This window comes from Nosocomiicoccus massiliensis (genome assembly GCF_000438455.1).
Classification (GTDB): Bacteria; Bacillota; Bacilli; order Staphylococcales; family Salinicoccaceae; genus Nosocomiicoccus; species Nosocomiicoccus massiliensis.
Window position 1 is genome coordinate 1 of sequence record NZ_CAVG010000025.1, and the last position, 17708, is coordinate 17708.

Genomic DNA, 17708 nt, shown 5'->3' on the forward strand with positions numbered 1-17708 from the left:
TATAATGGAGCGGGTGAGGAGAATCGAACTCCCGACATCAGATTGGAAGTCTGAGGTTTTACCACTAAACTACACCCGCGTTTTTGTTTCAACTCTTACTATTATACAGAGTTGAAAAACTAAGTCAATAGAAAAGTTAAAAGTTTTTATTTTTATTTTCTCTGCGCAACCTTCAATTTGGTTAACGCTTAATTATTATACATGATCGCTTAACTTAATGCAAGTAAAAATGTATATGCGGCTGAGAGGACTTGAACCTCCACGGGATTTAACTCCCACTAGGCCCTCAACCTAGCGCGTCTGCCGATTCCGCCACAACCGCTTAATGAGATAACGTTATCTATTATAAGAGCTATTATGGGTCATGTCAACAACTGTTTTAAAACTTCTTAGTCGCTCATGATTCTTTTTCAATATTATCTTTATAAACATATAATATGCATAATTTATTTTTGTTATATATAATGAAGGTATTAAATCCACTTTGATATTTGCACCATGAAAATCATTATGCTATACTTTATTTAGAATTATTCTAATTTAATTTTGGAGGTTTATTATGTCAAAACACTATAACCCTGAAGAAGAAAAGTTAACGACTCTATTCGGTAACCCTGTAGGTGATCGTGAGAACACAATGACAGTTGGCCCACGTGGTCCAATCGTTATGCAAGATCCTTATTTCTTAGATATGATGGCACACTTCGACCGCGAAGTAATTCCAGAGCGTCGTATGCACGCTAAAGGATCTGGTGCTTACGGTACATTCACAGTAACAAATGATATTACTAAATATACTAAAGCAAAGATTTTCTCAGAAGTTGGTAAGAAAACTGAAATGTTCGCTCGTTTCTCAACTGTAGCTGGTGAACGCGGTGCAGCTGACGCTGAACGTGATATTCGCGGATTTGCACTTAAGTTCTACACTGAAGAAGGTAACTGGGACTTAGTTGGTAACAACACACCTGTATTCTTCTTCCGCGACCCTAAATTATTCCCAAGCTTAAACCACGTCGTTAAACGTGATCCACGTACAAACATGAATAACCCGAATTCTCAGTGGGATTTCTGGACGTCACTACCTGAAGCATTACACCAAGTGACAATTCTTATGACTGACCGTGGTATCCCGTCAGACTTCCGTCATATGCATGGATTCGGATCACACACTTACGCGATGATTAACGAAGATAACGAACGTGTATGGGTGAAATTCCACTTTAGAACACAACAAGGTATTCGTAACTACACTGCTGAAGAAGCAGTAGATGTTGTCGGTAAAGACCGTGAATCTTCACAACGTGACCTATACAACGCGATTGAAGATGGAGACTTCCCTAAATGGAAAATGTTCATCCAAGTAATGACTGAAGAGCAAGCAAGAAATCATTACCACAACCCGTTCGATTTAACAAAAGTATGGTATAAAGGTGAATTCCCATTAATCGAAGTTGGTGAGTTCGAGTTAAATAAAAACCCTGACAACTACTTTGCAGAAGTAGAACAAGCAGCGTTTGCACCAACAAACATCATTCCTGGTCTTGGATTCTCACCAGACAAAATGTTACAAGGTCGTTTATTCTCATACGGAGACACTCAGCGTTACCGCTTAGGTGTAAACCATCACCAAATTCCGGTAAACTCACCAAAAGGTGCAGCTAACGTATGCCCATTCAGCCGTGACGGTGCGATGAGAGTTGACGGTAACTTAGGTTCACATATCAACTATTATCCAAATAGTTACGGTGCACACAATTCACAAAAAGATGCAAAACAACCTGAATTAAACTTAGAGCTCGGTCAAGTATATGAGTACGACTTCCGTGAAGACGACGATAACTACTACGAGCAACCAGGTAAATTATTCCGTCTTCAATCTGAAGAAGGTAAACAAACAATCTTCAAAAACACTGCAATTGAAATGGCAGGCGTTGAAGAGCACATTAAAAAGCGTCACATCTTCAACTGTTACCAAGCAGACGAAGAATACGGTAAAGGTGTCGCAGAGGCACTCGGCATTGACATCAACGATGTTGACCTAGTAAATGGAGATCACCCATTCGAAGGTAAACCAGTGCAAGTTAAAAAAGACTAAAATAAATAACTAAAGAGTGAAGCAAAAGCTTCACTCTTTTTAATTACTTTTTCATCGTTAATGATATTCTATTTTTCTTTTCATCTACTGATAAAACAGAGACTTCAACGATATCTCCACTACTCACAACGTCGAGTGGGTGTTTTACATATCGATTGGCTAGTTGTGAAATATGGACAAGACCATCTTGACCGACTCCGATATCAACGAATGCTCCGAAGTCTGTAACATTTCTTACTGTTCCAGATAGCTTCATACCTTCTTTTAAATCCGAAAGTTCTAACACGTCACTTTTTAAAATCGGTGTGTCGTACTTATCTCGGATGTCTCTTAAAGGCGCAATTAAACTATCGATAATATCGTTTAATGTCGGAAGTCCAATATCATTTTCTTCACTATATTTACGTTTATCGAGTGTATTTAACTTTTCCTTAATACTCTCTTCACCGAGCTCATCGATCGATGCCCCGACTGTTTTTAGTAATGCATATGTGTTTTTATATTGCTCCGGGTGAATTGGTGTTTGGTCGAGTGCTTCTTCTCCACCGACGATTCTTAAAAATCCGACAGCTTGCTCAAACGTTTTCGGTCCTAGTCTTTTTACTTTTTTAAGGTCTGATCGTTTCGTAATCCCTTCAGTTTCTCTATACTCTACAATATTTTTTGAAATTGTTTTGTTTAATCCAGAAACATGCTCAAGTAATCTATAAGACGCAGTGTTTACATCTACACCAACTTGGTTTACTGCTGTTTCAACTACAAAATCTAGCGACTCATTTAAGAACTTTTGATTAATATCGTGTTGATATTGTCCAATTCCTAATGATTTCGGGTCGATTTTTACAAGTTCAGCAAGTGGATCTTGAATACGACGTGCAATTGATACCGCACTTCTTTCTTCAACTTCAAAATCTGGAAATTCTTCACGTGCAACGTCCGACGCTGAATACACAGAAGCCCCCGCTTCATTTACGATAATAAACGGCACTTCTATTTCATACTTCTTTAAAAAGTTCGCAACGAATTCTTCAGTTTCTCTCGATGCTGTTCCGTTACCGATTGCAATTAATGTGACTTTATTTTTTTCAATAATATTTTTAAAAATCACTTCGCTTTTATCCGTGTTTTTAGAGCTGTGCGGATAAATAACATTCTTCTCTAAGAACTTACCGTTTGAATCGATAACTGCGAGCTTACACCCTGTTCGAAACGCTGGGTCAACACCTAAAATCGTATGATTTTTAAGTGGTGGCTGTAGAAGTAAACTTTTTAAGTTTTCTTCGAAAATATTTACCGCATGCGTTTCTCCTTTTTTCGTTAACTCATTACGTATTTCACGTTCTAAACTTGGTAAGATTAAACGTTTTAAGCTATCATCGATTGTTTCTTCTATCAATTCTTTGGTCTTACTTTTTTCTTTTAATTCTTGGCGATATAAATAACTGGTAATTTTATCGTCATCATGTTTGAAACCGATGCGTAACACATCTTCTTTCTCTCCACGATTCATTGCAAGTATACGGTGGGATGGTATTGTCTTTACGCGTTCACTATAGTCATAATACATTTCAAAAATTTGCGTTTTGTCATCGTGTTCCTTTTTCTCAGTTGATGTAATTTCTGAGTGATTTTGAATGACGCTTAGTATGTACATACGGTGTTGTGGGTTATCCGAAATTATTTCTGCGATTATATCTTTTGCCCCAGCAACAGCGTCTTCTACAGTTTTCACTTCTTCGTTAATATATTGTTCTGCCTCTTTATAAATATCTTTAGGATCAACATCTTGTTTATAAATCATTTCAGCAAGTGGCTCTAACCCTTTACGTTTTGCCTCTGTTGCGCGTGTTTTCTTCTTCTGTCTAAACGGACGATATAAATCTTCAACACGTGCTTGAGATGTTTGTCGAAATATTTGATTTTTTAGATCCTCAGTGAGTAGTCCTTGTTCGTCGATTAAACGAATGACATCTTCTTTTCTTTTTTCTAATTCTTCTAGATAGTTGTACTCATCAGAAATTTGCTTAATTGAAACTTCATCGAGACCGCCAGTTTGTTCTTTTCTATAACGTGCGATAAAAGGCACCGTCGCATTTTCTTCTAACATATTGAGTACGTTTAATACATACTCTGATTTAATTTTTAATTTACTCGATAACTCTTTAACTAATGCTTCGTTCATAATGTCCTCCTAAACAATAAAACCTAATCATTATGATTAGGCTTAAATATCTATATCAGTATTTTTAACAGAATCTCTCAACTTTTTAAGTGCTGCACGTTGTAATCTTGATACATGCATTTGGCTTAAACCGATTTTTTCGCCAGTCTCTTTTTGACTTAGAGATTCTAAAAATGTATATCGTATAATCTGTTGTTCTCGTTCAGATAAAATCGGTAATAACTTTTCTATGAGTAAACGTTCCTCGGTTTGAGCATAATTATCATCTTCCTCACCCATTACGTCGAGTAACGTCACAGATGAACCTTCGTTATCTGCGTCAATCGAGTGATCCACACTTAACGCATTGTAACTTTGTCCCATCTCCATCGCTTCGAGTACTTCTTCTTCTGTTGCACCGATATATTCTGCGATTTCTTTAACAGATGGTGATCGCTCTAGCTCATTCGTTAACTCATCTGTAGAACGTTTGATTTTTGGACCAAGCTCTTTAATACGCCTCGGGACATGAACACTCCACGTTTTATCTCTTAAATAACGTTTGATTTCTCCGAGAACTGTCGGTACTAGAAATGCTTCGAATTTACGCTCAAAAGATAAATCGAATCGTTTAATTGCACCGAGCAATCCAATCATACCGACTTGTACGAGGTCTTCGTGATGCGATTGCCCTTTTGAATATCGATATGCGAGTGACTCGATGAGTTTTTCATAATGATAAACTAAACGCGTCTGTGCTTCATCGCTTCCAGTTTCTTGATATTCAGTAATTAAGCGATTAATTTCATCACGTGAAAGTTCTTTTCTAGTTTGTGATTGCTCCATCTTTTTGCACCTGACCTTCACCAATGTACTTCACCATACTAATTGTCACGCCTTGTGTACGTCTAACGTTCACATCATCCATTAGTGTCTCAATTAGGAAAAGCCCAAGTCCTCCTTCTCTTAAAAAACTTACAGAATCAGACTCTTTGTACGGTCCAAGTTCTTTTTTTACCGTTTCATAGTCAAAACTTTTTCCAGAATCTTGAACGATAATTTCAACACGACCCGCTGATACCGCAAATCCGATTGTAATTTCATTATCACTATCAGAATATGCATGCTTCACTGCGTTCGTTACCGCTTCACTAACAGCAATCTTCGTATCTTCAATTTCTTCGTATGTCGCGCCAGCGCTATTTAAAATACCAGATAACGTTAGGCGAACGAGCCCTACGTATTTTGGTTTTGCAGGTATTTTCATTTCTATATATTCATAATTTTTACTCATCTACATTCGCTCCCGATTGCGTGATTTGAATCAAGTCGCTTAGTCCTGTTATTTCAAATAATTTCATAACACGATCGTTTGCACCTGAAATTCTTAACTCATTATTAAACTGATTTAAATCTTTGAGTGTTCCAACAAAAAGGCCAAGTCCTGTTGAATCCATATATGTAAGGTCACTTAAATCGACGTGTAAGTTATGAGAGCCTTCTGAGACAATCGGGTTAAATACTTTCTTTAATTCGGGCACTGTATAAATGTCGAGTTCTCCTCCGACTTTCACAAAAAATACTTCTTGTGCCTCTTTTACTTCAATTTTAATATTCATAACAGTAATCCTACTCCATTTCAGACAAATATATAGTAATACGATACCCGTTTTGATTTTTTAATAAACGTTAATGTAGCGTCTTAATTAAAATACACGTTAAATCATCTTTTCGAGTCTGATCTTGCATACGAGTAAGATGCTGATAGAGATTTCGGACGATATCTTGCGGATGTTCGTCGCGATTATCACGAATCATATTTTTAACGTCTTCCATATCTATAAATGTACCGTCGTGTTTTCTTAATTCTGAGACTCCATCAGTGTAGATGAAAATCATATCTTTATCATTAAGTGAAACTGTACTTTCTTTATAGGAAACGCCATGCATCACACCGAGGACAAGGTCTCTCGTATCGAGTGTTTCAAAAATGTCGTCTTCATATCGATATATTAATGCGGGCTCGTGACCAGCACTTGCGTATGTAAGTTCAAAATTTTTATAATCATAAACGGCATAAAACATCGTAATAAACATATTTTTATTGATGTTTTGTTCGACTAAGTCGTTGATTTTTTCTAACACGCGGTGAGGACTATACGTTAAATGTGAGAGTTCTAATGAGAACTTTAACATCGCCATCGCAATAGATGCAGGGATACCTGACCCGATGACATCTGCAACTGCGATACCTACTTTATCGTCATACTGTTTTAATATGTTAAAGTAATCTCCGTTTACTTTTCCTGCAGCGACACTAATCGCACCGAGCTGTGAGTTATCGATGATTGGAATTTCCGACTTTAACATCGTGCGCTGAACACTTGCAGCGACTTCTAATTCTTGATCATGATGATTAATTTGATCGAGCATTGCTCGATAATCACGGTACGTAAATCCGAATGATATCATGACTTCTTCAAGAATTTCTAACGACTTTTTTATTTCTTCACCGTCGTTAATATGTAAATGATTGAGCATTTGAATATGTAAAGATACGATTTCTTCAGGAGAAGTGTCTATTTCAATGACATTTTGACTGAACGTTTGGCATCGTGCGATTGCCTCATCTACTGCATTTTCATAAATAAATAGTTGTAGTATCGTTTCGTATTCTTTTGCAAGTTTGTCAATGTAGGTCAATAGTGCTCCTCCTATTCATTAATATGTATGTAATGCTTACTTCGATTTACGATGTTTCTTCTTTTGCTTTTTGTTTGAATCATCGTCTAGACCAAGGCTGATTTGAATCGCCTTATCTACTTCTTTCATCTTCTCATCATCTAAATATGTAAGTTTTTCTTGTAACCTAGTCTTATCTATCGTTCGAATTTGCTCTAGCAATATTACCGAGTCGGTCTTAAAGTTATACTTTTCAGCATTTACTTCGACGTGTGTCGGTATTTTCGCTTTATCAATTTTACCCGTTATCGCTGCAACGATTAACGTCGGTGAAAACTTGTTCCCCGTATCATTTTGAATAATAACAACAGGGCGTTTACCGCCCTGTTCAGAGCCTTGAACTGGAGAAAGATCAGCTAGGTATACTTCTCCACGTTTCATCTACTCACCATCTCTTTTGTTATTGTTTTTATTTTGTTCATTTTGAAGCTTTTGGGAGTAAATATGTTCTACCTCACATTCAAGATGAAAACCTTCTCTAGCGATTATTAAGTTAAGTTCAGACATCTCTAGATAACCGTCTTTCATAGACTGTTGTATTGATTTGTCTAACATATATGAACTCACAATAATCCTCTCCCTTTATCACCTATAACATTACTTATATTTTAACATAATAAGTAACATTCTCTGAATTATTTTAAGATTTCATTGGATACGTCCATTTCGCCAGATTGTTTGTATACGCGTGGTAATCGTCTCGTTAGTAAATTTGTCGATTCATACGGTATTGTGCCGACGTGTGCACTAAAGCGCTCAAGTGATTGTGGACTATCGTAATGGTTATCAATAACGATGACTTCATCACCTACTTTAGCATCTACTTCAATCATCGCAGCATCCATACAAATACGGCCGACAAATGGATGGTTTTTTTCGTTCACTTTTACAGTATATCCTGTATGTTTTCTTAATAAGCCATCGCCGTATCCGATCGGAATCGTCGCAATTTTCGTATCGCTATCGACGATAAATGTCTCATCGTAACCGACAAAGTCGTTTTTCTTTAAGTCGTGCGTATCGACAACGTGTGTGATCAGTCGTAACGCAGGGTTAAGTGGAATTTGTGATTTCTCTTTGACCATTAAGCTTGGATAATAGCCATATAATGAAATTCCTACTCGGACTGCATTTGTAAAATCACTATTAAACAGTAATGAACCCGCTGAATTTAATACGTGTACAAATTGTGGACGTTTTACTGATTCTACAATTGTTTTAAATTTGTCAATTTCTTTTTGTGCACCATAAGACGTCGATGCAGCAAGTGCAAGATGAGAAAAAATACCTTCATATACAAAGTGATCTGACGCTTCTATTTTTTTGATCATCTCTTTAATTTCTTCTACATCATCTGTACCGTAACGGTTCATATGGCTATTCACTTTAATATGAATCCATACGTTTTTGTCATACTCACCGGTATTATGTTTTAATGCCGCTTCAAGCCACTCTAAATTTGGAGCTGTGAGCGCGATGCGATGCTGGATCGCTTTATTTATATGTTCTGGGTTGATGATTCCAAGAATGAGTATTTTAGATTTTATACCGTGCATTCTTAGTTCAATCGCTTCATCGAGTGTTCCAACCGCAAAAAAGTCTACCCCTTTTTCTTCTAAAAATTGACTTACTCTTACAGCACCATGTCCGTATGCATTAGATTTCACAACAGCAATAAATGTCTTATCTTCGTGTAGTCGCTGAACTTCTAAATAGTTACGGTATATTCGATCTAAATCGACTTCAACGTATGCATCTCGATAAAATCTATTTTCCATAATTATACTCTCCTTAATTATCACTCATTATAATGACAGTCGCTGTCGCGTATTGTTTAGAGTGGGATATTGAAATCAGTGAATTTGTATTTACTATATACGGTTTTCCATCATCGTCGTTTAAAATCTCAATATGTTTAAAGTTTAAAGTGCCTATCCCTGTTCCAACTGCCTTTGCGTATGCTTCTTTCCCTGCAAAGCGCCCGGCTAAATACTCAAGTTTTCGCTCGGTATTTTTAATTGAATCATACTTTGCGAGTTCTTCATCGCTTAAAATACGACGTGCCAAACGGTTGTCTTTATTCACTGATTGAATACGTTCAATTTCGATAATATCTGTGCCGAGACCATTAATCATGTACTTCATCCTCTTTAAGAATTGCTTTTTCTCTTTTTCGGTTTGCTTTTACGATACTTCTAATCATCGTACGAATTTCATCGGCACGGTCCTTTTCTAATTCAGGGAGGTACGTACCCCCACCTGCAGTCGAGATACTAATGCCTTTTAACCCGAATTTACTCATGATTGGACCTTCTGTTACGTCTACATTTTGGATTCTAAAAAGTGGGATGACCGTGTGCTTACGGTTAAATATACCATCGTTAACGATGAGTACTTCATCTGTAAATTTAAATTCAAAATACTTATAAAATAAACTCGGATGAACCCACATTTTATAGATCACTTCATATAGAAGATAAAGTCCCGCAATTCCTCCGACAATCATCGCTGGAATGTGTAGAAAGTCAAAGAAATATGCTAGAACACCACAAATGATAATAACGACGAGTGCGACTAGAAGTCCGAATACAGCTTGAATTCTCCAGTAGTTAATCGCTTTTCTAGATACTTTCTCCATTCTGAACTCCCTTTCTCACATAGTCGAATATTTCACTTGCTTCTTTATACTCTAAATGTTTTACGTCAACCGTTGTAGGTATAAGACCAGACGCTGTTTTCACTTCAATAGTTCCGAGGTTTGCATGCTCTGTAAATATCGTTTGGCGAATCGCGCAGTCGATAATTTTACTGCGTTTAAAAATGTAATGACTGCGTTTAAATGAAGACGTCGTTAACATATTTAAATCTCCATTTTCGATACGAACACCGCTATTTTTAGCTGAATATATGCCACTAATAATAGTTAAAACTATTATAAACACACCGACTAGAAGTACGATATATAATGCGATCATTTGATCATAGTAGTAAAGAATACCACTCGTGATTGAAAAGACCATAAAAAGTACAAAGAGCGAGACTTGGAAATATCTCCTATATGCCCTAATCGGAACACTCGGTTCAGGTCGTTTGATATTATACTCACTAAAATGTTCATTTAAAAATTTATAACTCTCTCTTTGTCTAATAACAGGAGTCAACACAACGTCTCCAACGTCTTCATCAGAAAAGTCGTTGCTCGTAATTCCGACATATAACGCATGAATTTTAAATAGACGCTCAAATAATCCGTCTTCTCTTACAGAAATATTTTGAATGCGTTTCTTATTAATCGTAATTGTTTTTCTCTCGAGTAAACCGTACTGAATAATAAAGTCTTCTTTATGCTTTTTAATTTGGTAACCGTAGTATCTGGCAAATATGATGATGCCACCGATAATTATTCCAATAAATAAAATGACAATTCCTATCGCAATTAGAATCGGTATAAATAACGATCCCACGAGTCCTTGGAGTGATTCAATTGCATTTACAATAATCTTATCAAACCCGAAGTACCCAAGTCCCCCAGCTACAGCTGCTAAAAACATTCCTAGCCCTCCACTCGTTGCGATAAGCAATAGCATTTCTTTTGGCGAAATTTCGTAGACGACTTCTGCTTCATTTAATTTAAAATCTGTACTCTTGTTAGTTTCATACGATTCATTTTCGACTTCTTCATGTACTTGAGAAGAGTTTTCATCTTCTTTTTGCTGATACACATATGTTCGAATCGACTCTGCCATATCGTATTTCACACCAGGTAGGGAAATACTTTCAGCTGGGCTTTTAATGTGCACAACTGCGACGTTAAATAGTCGAGCGAGTATTGGTTGAGTAATATCGATACTTTGAATACGATCGATACTTAACTCACGTTCATTCTTAACGAACAGCCCAGATTTATAAATGACCTTGTCTGCTTCAAACCAATAACGCACTGTCCACTTTTCAATGATACCGGTAATAATTAAAAAGATACTGATGATCATTAAGATGATTCCAAAAGCGTTATCTGTTAGTACACCTTCTTGTAATTTACTCGTCACGAGGTTGTAAATAGTCAATATGAATACGTACCAATATCTTTTAAATACATCGATTATAGTTAAAACATAAGATACAGGATGTAATTTATGAACGTTAGACATCACTATCCACCTCTTTTAAACGCGTGATAATCGTATCTTTTAGTTTCTCGGCCCGAACCGTTTCAATTTCTGGTAAACGAACGGTATATGCAGCATTTGTTAATTCTATTTTTGCGAGATTAAATCGTCTTGCAATAAATCCTTTTTCTAATTCAACGATTTGTACACGTTCAATCGGATACAATACCGTTTCTATAAAGAAAAAGCCTTTTTTAACGATTAAATAGTCATCATATACACCGATTTTTGTAATTCTCGTATATAAAATCGGACGTAATAAAACACGGAATACGACATAAAGTAAAATCAGTACGACATAAATGATTAATGATAATTTAAAATGAAAATCTAATATATAAGACACGACGATATAAATCGTCGGAAGTAAAAAGATAACTAATCCGTCGAGCACTGCTCTAAGTTGCATATACGGACGTAGATTTTTATCGACAGATTCCATGCGAACACTCCTTTTTTAATCTATTATACATGAGTTATTTTTTAATATAAATTAAAAAAAGCGCCAGACGGCGCTCTAAACTACTTCATAAATTGTTTAAATGTTTTCTTATGATTCGATCTGTCACGGTTGCGGTTGTCACGTTTTTGCGGTTTACGACGGTTGTTTCTATCACCTTTTTTACCGCGATTATAGTCACGACGTTTTCCACCAGACTGTTTTGCTGTTGCGCGTCTTGGTAGAGGCTTTTCAAATGATAATTGAATCGCGTCGTCTTCTTTTTCGTTGACATATTCACTCACAAAAGCAGTAATAATATCTAAAGGATCGAACGTTTCGACTAATTTTCTAGATAATTCGTATACTTCTTCGTCAATTTCTTTTCCTTCGTATTTTCTTACTTTATCGATCATGACTTCTGCTTGCGCCGCTTTTACTTCTTCTTTAAATGGCGGACGTAGCGGACGAATCGGTTTACCTTTCGTCTCTTCAATTAAACGTAGGTACCCCATTTCGATTGGGTTAACAAACGTTAACGCGACACCACTCTCACCAGCACGTCCTGTACGACCGATACGATGCGTGTAACTTTCAGCGTCTTGAGGAATATCAAAGTTATACACGTGTGTAACACCTGTAATGTCGAGTCCACGTGCAGCAACGTCTGTTGCAACTAAAATTTGTAGTGCGTCATTTTTAAACTTCTTTAACACTTCGAGTCGTTTTGACTGAGTAATATCTCCGTGAAGTCCTTCTGCTAAATATCCTTTAGCGATTAATGCACTCGTCAGTTCATCTACACGACGTTTCGTACGACCAAATACGATCGCAAGTTTCGGGCGATGAACGTCTAAAAAGTCGACGAATACGTCGAGTTTTTCTAACTCTTTCACAATCGTATAATACTCTTCGATTTGTGGATCAGATTGGTTTTGATTCATCGTTTTTACGATTTTCGGTTCATCCATAAAACGTGTGACGAGTTCTTGAATCGCTTTAGGCATCGTTGCACTGAATAGTAACGTTTGACGATCACCCTCAGGTAAACGGTCCATTATAAACTTAACATCGTCGATAAAGCCCATGTTCATCATTTCATCCGCTTCGTCTAATACGAATTTAGTGATGTGTTTTAGTTTTAACGTACGACGTTTAATATGGTCGATGACTCGTCCTGGAGTCCCGACGATGATTTCAGGGTGTCTTTTTAACTCTGAAATTTGGCGTTCGATTGATACGCCTCCGAAAATAACAGATACTTTTAACTTTTTATATTTAGAGAAATGCTTTAGCTGCTCGCTCACTTGCATCGCAAGTTCTCTTGTCGGCGCTAAAATTAACGCTTGCGTTCCTTGTCCACGCTCGATTGTTTCAACGAGTGGAATACCGAACGCTCCAGTTTTTCCTGTACCTGTTTGTGCTTGTCCTAATATGTCTTTTCCTTCTAATGCGAAAGGAATACTCTCCTCTTGAATCGGAGTTGGAGTTTCAAACCCCATTTCTTCAAGTGCAAGTATTGTTTCATCACTTACACCTAGTGCTTCAAAAAATTTCAAATGTATAGTCTCCTTTGACTCTTAACTATTATCTCATAATGCATAACTACTTAATGCTATCATTTTAAACATCATTGTACAACAACTATTCACTGATTAGTCTTTCGAGTTTCATACCTCGAGATGCTTTTAATAGTACGACTGTATTTTCATCTTTTAACGAATTCAAAGTATCTTTTAACTGTTCTATCGACTCGAAATGTTGTGTATTTTCTTTTTGAATCGTATCATGAATCGTTTTCGCATGTTCACCATAAGTGAAAATATGCGTAAAGTTGTTATCCTCATTTATATATGCTCCAACAGACTCATGAAGTTGGTTGCTATAACTACCGAGTTCTAATATATCTCCTAAAACGAGTACTTTATTTTTATAATCTAAGTGACGTACTGTATCAATTGCACTTTTCATCGATGAAGGACTTGCGTTATACGCATCGTTAATAATTAAAGCACCAGTCTCATCGATATGCTGTTCCATACGCATATTTGTGATTGTTAACTGTTCTAAACTTTTCTTTACATCCGATTCACTAATATTAAAATGCTTGCTAAGAGCGATCGCAAAACTCGAGTTAACGGCGTTATGCTTACCAAGTGACGGGATTGAATACTCAAGTCCATTTAGTATAAAACTCACACCGTTTTTATCTTCTTTAATGTTTTTTACGACGAGGTCATTTTTATCAGTTAAACCGACTGTAACCTGTTCATAAGGTGTATCTTTATTAACAAGTTTTTCAAGTTCGACATAGTCATTAGAGTAGATAAATAACCCGTCGTCTTTTAAATCATCGACAATTTCATACTTCCCTTTTGCGATGTTTTCTTTAGACCCTAACTTTTCAATGTGAGATTCTCCAACATTCGTTAAAATCGCAATGTCAGGACGAGCAATAGATGATAGATAATGGATGTCTCCGAGATTATCCATTCCCATTTCTAGTATCAAAATATCCGTATCGGCTTTCGTGTTAAAAATCGTCAGTGGCATTCCAATTTCATTGTTGTAATTTCCAATCGTTTTTTGAACGTTAAAATGAGGTGCTAATACACATTCTATCATATCTTTTGTCGTCGTCTTACCGTTAGACCCAGTAATCGCAACGACTTTTGTATTTAACGTGTTTAAATATCCTCTTGCGATGTCGCCAAGTGCTTTTTGAACGTCCTTTACTATAATTAGTGGTGCATCAACATTTTCTTTTTCAGATAAAGAAACACATGCACCTGATTCAATCGCATTCAATATAAAATCATGTCCATCGACATTTTCACCGACGAACGGTGCAAACATATTATTTGTTTCAATCGTTCTCGTATCGATTGAGACTCCGTGAATCTCTGTATTTTCAATTTCTTTTGCTTTATCGTTCAACTTACCTCCGCATAGTTCGGAGATTTTTTTAATTGTTAATGATATCATGATATTCATTCCTATAATTTTAATAAAATACTGTTATAATTATTAGACGGACACGAGTCCTACATATTAGATTACCACAGATTTAGGTGAAGCTATTGAATCAAAAAAAGTATTCCCGTCAAAGTTTAAATATATTATCTCGTATTGATTGGACACTTATTTTTATACTTATTATGCTCGCAGCGATTAGCATATTCATTATTAGCAGTGCGATGACGAGCGAACAGTATTCAACAAATTTCGCTCAACGACAATTATTATTTTACTTATTTGGATTTTTAATTGCATTTATTTTAATGCTCATTCCGTTCCATTTTTATAAAGATTATATTTGGGGCATATATGCTTTGGTATTTTGAGTTTAGTGTTTCTACACTTTTCTCCATTTGAAAGTATTACCCCTATTATTAACGGTGCAAAAAGCTGGTATCAGTTCGGTTTCTTTAGTGTTCAGCCTTCTGAATTTATGAAAATCATATATATTATGGCACTTGCATACGTCATCAGCCAACATAACAAATATAAGATAGAAGATGACTTATCATTAGACGTTAAATTACTCGGTAAAATGGCAGTTGTTTCCGCATTACCAATGTTGTTAGTACTATTACAAAACGACTTAGGAACAACGCTCGTCATGGTTGCGATATTCTTTGGAATGGTTCTCATATCTGGAATTAGTTGGTGGCTCATTTTACCGGTCGTATTTGTCGTTACGACAGTCGGTGTGTCACTGATACTTGGGATTTTATATCGACCAGATTTAATCGATAAGCTTGGAGTACACGCGTATCAGTTCGATAGAATATACTCTTGGCTACAACCAGAAAAATACGTTTCTGACAGTGGTTTCCAGCTGATGAACTCACTCATTTCAATCGGATCAGGTGGAATTACTGGTCGTGGGTATAAGGACGGTATAATTTATATTCCTGAAAACCACACGGACTTTATATTTACAATCGTCGGTGAAGAGTTCGGTTTTATTGGAACGACTTTTGTCGTCATCGTATTACTCTCATTATTACTACGACTATTTAGAATCTCACTGTTAACACACGACAGTTTCGGTGGATATTTTATAATCGGATTTTTATCGTTACTGTTTTTCCATATATTCCAAAATATCGGAATGACGATTCAACTCGTACCAATTACTGGATTACCGTTACCATTTTTAAGTTACGGTGGTAGTGGTTTATGGGCAAACATGGTCGGAATTGGTATTGTACTAAGTATTTATTTTTATGAAGTATCTGGTAAAAAAGAAGCTCGATTTAACAAATAAAAACGCAAGCAGCTCAGTGAGCTGTTTGCGTTTTTAAATATTATTCTCGTTTAATCTTAACTGTTCTACTTTCGAAATACGATTCATAATTTCTAGTCTTGAAGGGGCAACAGATACTTTGATGCCAAGTTCTTTCAATACTCGAACCGCATCTTTTAGTTTGGATGTGTCATTTTGTTTCATAATGACTCTCCCTTCCTATCGAGTTAATTATAATTATACAGACACTGTGGTAATATTACTATAGATATTCAAAAAACTTTTTACATATTTGTCACGAATACATTAAAAATTTATGAGAGGATTTTTAAAATTGCATTATTTCAGTATATTAATGAATATTTCTCAATCCGTTGCTGATTTTTTCTCATCACTTTCTTATGCAACGATTTTTACATTTATCATTTTACTCATTAACTTTGTACTCGCCATCGGTATGATTTTTTGGGAGCGTAAAAATGCTCAAAGTGTTTGGGCGTGGCTATTTGTCCTCTTCTTCATGCCAATTATCGGATTTATTTTATACGTCTTATTCGGTCGTACGATATATAATAAAGAAATTTTAAAATATCCGAAGAAGATAAAATTGGTCTAGAATCACTCGTTACAGAGCAGCTCGAAGATATTAAGATGGACAAGCTAATACTTCCGTCAGAAGAAGCAAAAAAACATCGTAAACTGATCCATATGTTATTAAACAATAATCAGTCATTCATAACGTCTAATAACAAAGTAGAGACATTTTATGAAACGACAGAGTTTTTTGATCAGATGATACACGATATAGAAAATGCAAAAGACCATATTCACTTTCAGTTTTATATTTTTAGATTAGATTCACTTGGCCAAAGAATTTATGATGCCCTACTTAAAAAGCAAAAAGAAGGGATCGATGTTAAAATTTTATATGATGATATGGGGTCTCGTACTTTAAAACTTAGAAACTTTAAAGAGTTACGTGATAATGGCGGAAAAGTTGAAGCATTCTTCCCAAGCCGCCTCTCTCTTATAAACCCTCGTATGAATAACCGTAATCACCGTAAAAACGTCGTTATAGACGGTAAAATTGCATATACGGGAGGTACAAATGTCGGAGAAGAATATATCGGTTTAAGTAAAAAGTTCGGTTACTGGAGAGATACGCATATACGTGTTCAAGGAAATGCTGTAAAATCTCTTCAATTACGTTTTATGCTCGATTGGAACTCTCACGCAACGCGTGACAATTTAAAACACCATCCACGTTACTTCCCAGAAATTCCCGTCGTTGGAGAGACGACGATGCAAATCGCAGCAAGTGGTCCAGATGAAGAATGGGAGCAAATTAAATACGGATACTTAAAAATGATTAACTCGGCTAAAAAGTCAATTTATATTCAGTCACCGTACTTTATACCTGACCAATCGATGAAAGAAGCGATTAAAATCGCACTCTTGTCAGGAGTCGAAGTTAACATTATGATACCACCGTTTCCAGACCATCCATTCGTATATTGGGGCACGTATCATAACGTTGGAGAGCTTGCGATGATTGGAGCAAACGTCTACATTTATGAGCGTGGTTTCCTACATCAAAAAGTAATGATAATCGATGACGAAGTCGTATCGATTGGATCATGTAATATGGATAACAGAAGTTACGCACTAAACTTCGAAGTCAACGCGTTTATATTCGATGAAAAAGAAGCGATAAAAAATAGACTTCAATTTGAAAGAGATGCGCTACATTCACGCATACTTTCTAAAGAAGTCTATCAATCTAGAAGTAAGTGGATTAAATTTAAAGAAGCAATCGCAAATTTAATCGCGCCTATATTATAAAAAAGCTC

At 36.1% G+C, this 17708-nt stretch carries 18 protein-coding genes, 2 tRNA genes and 1 pseudogene; 4 read left to right on the top strand and 17 right to left on the bottom strand.

What is annotated here, in order from left to right:
- Positions 1-5: 5 nt before the first annotated feature.
- A tRNA-Gly gene (locus TJ68_RS01070) sits at positions 6-79 on the bottom strand.
- A gap of 157 nt (positions 80-236) precedes the next feature.
- Positions 237-322, bottom strand: a tRNA-Leu gene (locus tag TJ68_RS01075).
- A 237-nt stretch (positions 323-559) separates the two neighbouring features.
- Between TJ68_RS01075 and TJ68_RS01080 the strand changes: the two genes are divergently transcribed.
- Complete coding sequence (locus TJ68_RS01080; protein WP_052327235.1) at positions 560-2095, top strand: catalase; 1536 nt, start codon at positions 560-562, stop codon at positions 2093-2095.
- Between the two features lie 43 nt (positions 2096-2138).
- Here TJ68_RS01080 and TJ68_RS01085 read toward each other — a convergent pair whose 3' ends face one another.
- From TJ68_RS01085 to TJ68_RS01150, 14 genes are all read right to left on the bottom strand, one after another.
- A complete protein-coding gene (locus TJ68_RS01085) occupies positions 2139-4277 on the bottom strand; it encodes a Tex family protein (RefSeq protein WP_040928272.1) in 2139 nt (712 codons plus the stop codon).
- A 42-nt stretch (positions 4278-4319) separates the two neighbouring features.
- Positions 4320-5102, bottom strand: a complete 783-nt coding sequence (gene sigB / locus TJ68_RS01090) for an RNA polymerase sigma factor SigB (protein WP_040928273.1) — start codon at positions 5100-5102, stop codon at positions 4320-4322.
- A complete protein-coding gene (gene rsbW / locus TJ68_RS01095) occupies positions 5083-5550 on the bottom strand; it encodes an anti-sigma B factor RsbW (RefSeq protein WP_040928274.1) in 468 nt (155 codons plus the stop codon). Before rsbW ends, sigB begins: the two co-directional genes overlap by 20 nt.
- Positions 5543-5875, bottom strand: coding sequence for an STAS domain-containing protein (locus TJ68_RS01100; protein ID WP_040928275.1), 333 nt, complete (start codon positions 5873-5875; stop codon positions 5543-5545). The genes rsbW and TJ68_RS01100 overlap by 8 nt, the downstream gene beginning before the upstream one ends.
- Before the next feature lie 70 nt (positions 5876-5945).
- Complete coding sequence (locus tag TJ68_RS01105) at positions 5946-6959, bottom strand: SpoIIE family protein phosphatase (RefSeq protein ID WP_052327236.1); 1014 nt, start codon at positions 6957-6959, stop codon at positions 5946-5948.
- A gap of 36 nt (positions 6960-6995) precedes the next feature.
- On the bottom strand, positions 6996-7379 hold the full coding sequence (locus TJ68_RS01110) for a type II toxin-antitoxin system PemK/MazF family toxin (RefSeq protein WP_040928276.1): 384 nt from the start codon (positions 7377-7379) through the stop codon (positions 6996-6998).
- Entirely contained in the window at positions 7380-7565 is a 186-nt protein-coding gene (locus TJ68_RS08645; RefSeq protein ID WP_040928277.1) for a hypothetical protein, read from the bottom strand.
- Positions 7566-7633: 68 nt separating this feature from the next.
- Positions 7634-8776 carry an alanine racemase gene (gene alr, locus TJ68_RS01120; protein WP_040928278.1) on the bottom strand — a complete coding sequence of 381 codons (1143 nt, stop codon included), beginning with the start codon at positions 8774-8776 and terminating at the stop codon, positions 7634-7636.
- Positions 8777-8789: 13 nt separating this feature from the next.
- A complete protein-coding gene (acpS, locus tag TJ68_RS01125; protein ID WP_040928279.1) occupies positions 8790-9134 on the bottom strand; it encodes a holo-ACP synthase in 345 nt (114 codons plus the stop codon).
- Positions 9127-9636 (bottom strand): PH domain-containing protein, encoded by a 510-nt coding sequence (locus TJ68_RS01130; protein ID WP_040928280.1) that lies wholly within the window; start codon positions 9634-9636, stop codon positions 9127-9129. The genes acpS and TJ68_RS01130 overlap by 8 nt, the downstream gene beginning before the upstream one ends.
- Positions 9620-11149, bottom strand: coding sequence for a PH domain-containing protein (locus tag TJ68_RS01135; protein ID WP_040928281.1), 1530 nt, complete (start codon positions 11147-11149; stop codon positions 9620-9622). Before TJ68_RS01135 ends, TJ68_RS01130 begins: the two co-directional genes overlap by 17 nt.
- Positions 11142-11609 carry a PH domain-containing protein gene (locus TJ68_RS01140; RefSeq protein ID WP_040928282.1) on the bottom strand — a complete coding sequence of 156 codons (468 nt, stop codon included), beginning with the start codon at positions 11607-11609 and terminating at the stop codon, positions 11142-11144. Before TJ68_RS01140 ends, TJ68_RS01135 begins: the two co-directional genes overlap by 8 nt.
- An 80-nt stretch (positions 11610-11689) precedes the next feature.
- On the bottom strand, positions 11690-13165 hold the full coding sequence (locus TJ68_RS01145) for a DEAD/DEAH box helicase (RefSeq protein WP_040928283.1): 1476 nt from the start codon (positions 13163-13165) through the stop codon (positions 11690-11692).
- A gap of 85 nt (positions 13166-13250) precedes the next feature.
- Complete coding sequence (locus tag TJ68_RS01150) at positions 13251-14543, bottom strand: UDP-N-acetylmuramoyl-tripeptide--D-alanyl-D-alanine ligase (RefSeq protein ID WP_238316003.1); 1293 nt, start codon at positions 14541-14543, stop codon at positions 13251-13253.
- Positions 14544-14677: 134 nt separating this feature from the next.
- Between TJ68_RS01150 and TJ68_RS08865 the strand changes: the two genes are divergently transcribed.
- Positions 14678-14950, top strand: coding sequence for a hypothetical protein (locus TJ68_RS08865; RefSeq protein WP_420329219.1), 273 nt, complete (start codon positions 14678-14680; stop codon positions 14948-14950).
- Positions 14951-14955: 5 nt separating this feature from the next.
- On the top strand, positions 14956-15879 hold the full coding sequence (locus TJ68_RS01155; RefSeq protein WP_420329220.1) for an FtsW/RodA/SpoVE family cell cycle protein: 924 nt from the start codon (positions 14956-14958) through the stop codon (positions 15877-15879).
- Between the two features lie 33 nt (positions 15880-15912).
- On the opposite strand, the gene TJ68_RS08570 is transcribed toward TJ68_RS01155, so the two are convergent.
- Positions 15913-16062, bottom strand: coding sequence for an Lmo0850 family protein (locus TJ68_RS08570; protein WP_168161304.1), 150 nt, complete (start codon positions 16060-16062; stop codon positions 15913-15915).
- 151 nt (positions 16063-16213) lie between these two features.
- On the opposite strand from TJ68_RS08570, the pseudogene cls reads away from it, so the two are divergent.
- Positions 16214-17700: pseudogene (gene cls, locus TJ68_RS01160) on the top strand (cardiolipin synthase).
- Positions 17701-17708 lie beyond the last annotated feature (8 nt).

Bases quoted from the DNA above. Each gene is read 5' to 3' on its own strand.
- TJ68_RS01080 (WP_052327235.1), top strand. From the start codon at position 560: ATGTCAAAACACTATAACCCTGAAGAAGAAAAGTTAACGACTCTATTC.
- TJ68_RS01085 (WP_040928272.1), bottom strand. From the start codon at position 4,277: ATGAACGAAGCATTAGTTAAAGAGTTATCGAGTAAATTAAAAATTAAA.
- sigB (WP_040928273.1), bottom strand. From the start codon at position 5,102: ATGGAGCAATCACAAACTAGAAAAGAACTTTCACGTGATGAAATTAAT.
- rsbW (WP_040928274.1), bottom strand. From the start codon at position 5,550: ATGAGTAAAAATTATGAATATATAGAAATGAAAATACCTGCAAAACCA.
- TJ68_RS01100 (WP_040928275.1), bottom strand. From the start codon at position 5,875: ATGAATATTAAAATTGAAGTAAAAGAGGCACAAGAAGTATTTTTTGTG.
- TJ68_RS01110 (WP_040928276.1), bottom strand. From the start codon at position 7,379: ATGAAACGTGGAGAAGTATACCTAGCTGATCTTTCTCCAGTTCAAGGC.
- alr (WP_040928278.1), bottom strand. From the start codon at position 8,776: ATGGAAAATAGATTTTATCGAGATGCATACGTTGAAGTCGATTTAGAT.
- acpS (WP_040928279.1), bottom strand. From the start codon at position 9,134: ATGATTAATGGTCTCGGCACAGATATTATCGAAATTGAACGTATTCAA.
- TJ68_RS01130 (WP_040928280.1), bottom strand. From the start codon at position 9,636: ATGGAGAAAGTATCTAGAAAAGCGATTAACTACTGGAGAATTCAAGCT.
- TJ68_RS01135 (WP_040928281.1), bottom strand. From the start codon at position 11,149: ATGTCTAACGTTCATAAATTACATCCTGTATCTTATGTTTTAACTATA.
- TJ68_RS01140 (WP_040928282.1), bottom strand. From the start codon at position 11,609: ATGGAATCTGTCGATAAAAATCTACGTCCGTATATGCAACTTAGAGCA.
- TJ68_RS08570 (WP_168161304.1), bottom strand. From the start codon at position 16,062: ATGAAACAAAATGACACATCCAAACTAAAAGATGCGGTTCGAGTATTG.